Source organism: Mesorhizobium sp. M0136 (assembly GCF_040322515.1).
In the GTDB taxonomy this organism is placed as follows: Bacteria; Pseudomonadota; Alphaproteobacteria; order Rhizobiales; family Rhizobiaceae; genus Mesorhizobium.
In genome coordinates this window covers 1-3,403 of the sequence record NZ_JAMYTP010000058.1, presented here as the reverse complement: position 1 = coordinate 3,403, position 3,403 = coordinate 1, and the positions used below count along the sequence as shown (strand labels likewise).

Below are 3,403 nucleotides of genomic sequence, written 5' to 3'. Positions count from 1 at the left end.
GTCCAGAAGTTCCTTCTCAATAGCCATGTGATGATTCTCTCCTTTCCATCATCATGGCCTCGCGCACAGAATTCCTGACAGTCCCTTCGCAGCTGCTCTCAGCAGCGGTCTCTGCGCCGAGGCATCATAAGTCGATGCGACGGATCGAGGCCCTACTTGCAAGCTCCTTCGGCGTATCCATGTTCCTGCCGGCTCTGTGGTTCTCTTCACGGTTAACACCAGGTCGCCGATGTTAGCGTTCGGGACAATGTAATTGACGCAGTACCTTAAATCAGGGCTGCCTCCCATCTACGAGGTCACCAACGCCATTGTCCCGGCAGGGACATAACACCGCCAAAAAGGGCGGATGTTGCTATGGGCTTAGCTGGTGATCACCCGATCGCCCCGACCAGCGAAATTCGCTGCCGTCGATCCAGATCCGATGCATGATCACTGCCAGTTTGCGGGCGACGGCCACACGGGCTTTCTCATTGCCTATCCGGCGAGCCAGGCGCGCGCCATGCTTTGAGCGCGGACCTTCTGCCGACACGAGCCAAGAGAGTGCCTGCAGCCTCGAAGAGATAGCTGCGTGTGAGGGCTCACAGACCCGTCACGATCGACTTCTCCCGATTGATACCGTCTCGGCGTCAAGCCGCAGTAGGCACCCACACCCGATGAGCGGACAAACCGCGCTGGATCATCCCCCGCCGTGACGAAGCTGACGGCCGTCAAGACGCCAATGCCGGGCTCCGTCACCTACCGGCGGCAAGGATCGCTGTGTTTGGCGAACCCGAGAAGGTGCTCCTCCAACGTTCTGATTTCTTGCTCAATGCGTGCGCGGACAGTCAGCAACGCTGAAACAACCTCTTCAAGCCCAGGTACCCTCGCGCAGAACTCGCGAACGGACTCCTCGTATTTCCTTCCACTGACTTTCCCCACAACCTGCCGAATGTCTTCAAAAGCCCCCAATCTTTGTTCCGAGATCGCGGCGCATGTTGCCAGCTGCACACGGGAAAGCAACGTCCGCACACGATGGCTGTCGAGGCTCTTGACCGCCACTTCCTTATACCAGCCGCTCCGAATAATCTGAGCTAAGGCGGTAGGCGTCATTGTCATCAGTCTTGTTCAGCTGAACCTACAACGCCGCTTTAGCATGCCTGGCATTAAGACAGACGACAGGAAGGCCGTTTTCGCAGAGTCCGTTCCAATGCCACGTGCCCAACGGTCCTGTTTCGAGGCCAATCTTCACCGAGGGTGCATGCTTGCGAATGACATCAGCAGTTTAGCTGAGTTCTGGATGCTCCGCGATCACGCCATGTATTCGGCTCTACCCTGCCCGCGGCATCGCCGAGATGATGCGGGTTAACCTGTTCCGGCCCGTGCATGTCAAGACGCTGACGAGCCAGAACAGCCGGGCGCTGCTGATGGCCCGCAAGTTGCTTCAGGAAAAGGCCATCGCCATCGAGAACTACATCCGTGGCTTGTTGCGCAACTTCGGTCTCAAGGTTGGCATTGTAGGCGCTGGCAAATTCCCGGATCGCATCCGGGGCCTTTCCAGCGACATTCCGGAATTGCGCGACATCATGGAGGCGTCGCTTGCCGCACGACTGAAGCTTCGAGAGCAGTTCACGGTGCTGCATGAAAAACTGTTGTCGATCGTGAAGGTGTGTCCGCAGGTCAGCTATCCGAAGACGATCCGCGTCGACCGGGGCTCCGAGTTCGTCTTGCGCGACCTCGAACCTCTGGGCCTACCAAAGGCGTGACGCTCGACTTCAGCAGGCCAGGTAAGCCGACCGACAACGCAGACATCGAAGCCTTCAATGGCCGCTTCAGGGCGGAATGCCGGAACGCCCACTGGTCCCTGACGCTTGCCGATACGGCCGAAAAGTTGGAGGATTGGCGCAGATACTACAACGAGGAACGCCCGCGTGGGGCGATCGGGCACAAGGCCCCGATCTCGCCAAGCTTGACCCATTTCGCGCCCAGTAGCTCGCGCTACCGCATGCTTCCATCACAACCACCGCAGACGGCTGGCATGCCGTGAACTGCCGGAACCGTGACCGCGTCAGCTTCTTACGGAATTTCAAATGCCCCGTCATTGTCGCGCCGTGAAGCTGGAAAGCGTTCTTTGCCAGGTCCACCCCGATCATTGTATCTTCCATTTGCCGTCCTCTCCTTTTCGTGGCGTTGAACACCACGACCTTGGCACATTGCCATGCCGTATTGGGGAGGGCGGCAACCATCCCATCTTCTGACGTTGACATATGGCTTCACATAGGAGGCTGACATCAGCCGGATCTTATGACCCAGCCCCATGAGAACGCGGGCCCAGTGATGGCTCGTTGCGCAGGCTTCAATGCCGATCAGGCATGCCGGCAAAGACGCAAAGAATGCGACGACATCGTCACGACGCGACTTCCGGCGCATAACCACGGCGCCCTCCGCGTCCACGCCGTGCACCTGAAAGACGTGCTTGGCGACATCCAGAACGATTGTGCTAACCTTCTCAATGGACGGTTCTCCCTCATATGACTTTCGACAGCCACACTTTGGCACATTGCGATGCGGGAGCGGAGGCCGTCCACCACATCAGGTCAATGGAACCCAACTCCAAGTCTAACAAACACGTTGCTCACCCGCATTCGTCCGCGCTGATCCAGCTCGGTCCGACTCAAGCGGCACCAGAATTTCCGCCGCTCGAACCACTTGACGGAAACGCCATCCTTCAGAAAGAACAACTCGCGCCCAGAGGAGATTTTCGGCACCTTCGGAGAACGCGGTTTGCCTCAGAACTCATCCATATCTGCGGCCGAAACGCCGGCTGCCTTGAGCTGTTTGAGATACAGAACGGTTCTCTTTCGGCAGGGGTCGGCCGTCCGTTAGGATGTTTCGCGTATCGCGCTCGGGTCCGGCATTGTAGGCGGCGAACAGGCCGGGGAACCCGAAGCGATCAATCATTGCCGATACCGAGGGTCACCTTGTCGGGCTGAGGGTGCACGGGGCCGAGATCCAGGACAGGGATGGGGCAGTTGGCGTCACCGCCTCCATTCGACAGCTTTACCCGTGGCTGCGCCATCTATTCGCCGACGGCGGCTATGCCGGAGAAAACTGACGCAGGCTCTCGGAGACCTGGGTACATGGACTATCGTAATCATCAAGCGCTCCGACGCGGCCAAGGGCTTCGAGGTCCTGCCGCGATGATGGGTCGTCGAGCGAACTTTCGCCTGGCTCGGACGTTGTCGCCGACTTGACGTTGCCCCTCTGATGGCCCGCTTCGGCGGGATGGATGTCTGCGAGGCTCGGCGACTGAAGGCTCTGGAGGACGAGAACACGCGGCTAAAGCGGCTTCTGGCCGACGCCATGCTCGACAATGCCGCGTTGAAGGATCTTGTGGGAAAGAAATGGTGACGCCCGCGGCCAAGCG

Annotated in this window: 2 protein-coding genes and 4 pseudogenes; 3 read left to right on the top strand and 3 right to left on the bottom strand. The window is 58.9% G+C overall.

From position 1 onward, the window contains the following. Nucleotides 1–474: 474 nt before the first annotated feature. Complete coding sequence (locus NKJ35_RS30685) at nt 475–735, bottom strand: transposase (protein ID WP_352651359.1); 261 nt, start codon at nt 733–735, stop codon at nt 475–477. Further along, nucleotides 736–1,089, bottom strand: a complete 354-nt coding sequence (locus NKJ35_RS30680; protein ID WP_352651358.1) for a hypothetical protein — start codon at nt 1,087–1,089, stop codon at nt 736–738. A gap of 224 nt (nt 1,090–1,313) precedes the next feature. Between NKJ35_RS30680 and NKJ35_RS31000 the strand changes: the two are divergent. After that, nucleotides 1,314–2,023, top strand: a pseudogene (locus NKJ35_RS31000) (transposase family protein); the annotation flags it as partial. 197 nt (nt 2,024–2,220) lie between these two features. Here the strand turns inward: NKJ35_RS31000 and NKJ35_RS30670 are convergent. Next, nucleotides 2,221–2,490: pseudogene (locus tag NKJ35_RS30670) on the bottom strand (IS110 family transposase); the annotation flags it as partial. 433 nt (nt 2,491–2,923) lie between these two features. On the opposite strand from NKJ35_RS30670, the pseudogene NKJ35_RS30665 reads away from it, so the two are divergent. Together NKJ35_RS30665 and NKJ35_RS30660 are read left to right on the top strand one after the other, a co-directional pair. Next, nucleotides 2,924–3,177 (top strand): annotated as a pseudogene (locus tag NKJ35_RS30665) (transposase); the annotation flags it as partial. A gap of 69 nt (nt 3,178–3,246) precedes the next feature. Beyond that, nucleotides 3,247–3,381, top strand: a pseudogene (locus NKJ35_RS30660) (IS3 family transposase); the annotation flags it as partial. Between the last annotated feature and the right edge of the window lie 22 nt (nt 3,382–3,403).

Excerpts from the sequence above, each read along its gene's own strand:
- NKJ35_RS30680 (WP_352651358.1), bottom strand. The coding sequence starts at position 1,089 with ATGACGCCTACCGCCTTAGCTCAGATTATTCGGAGCGGCTGGTATAAG.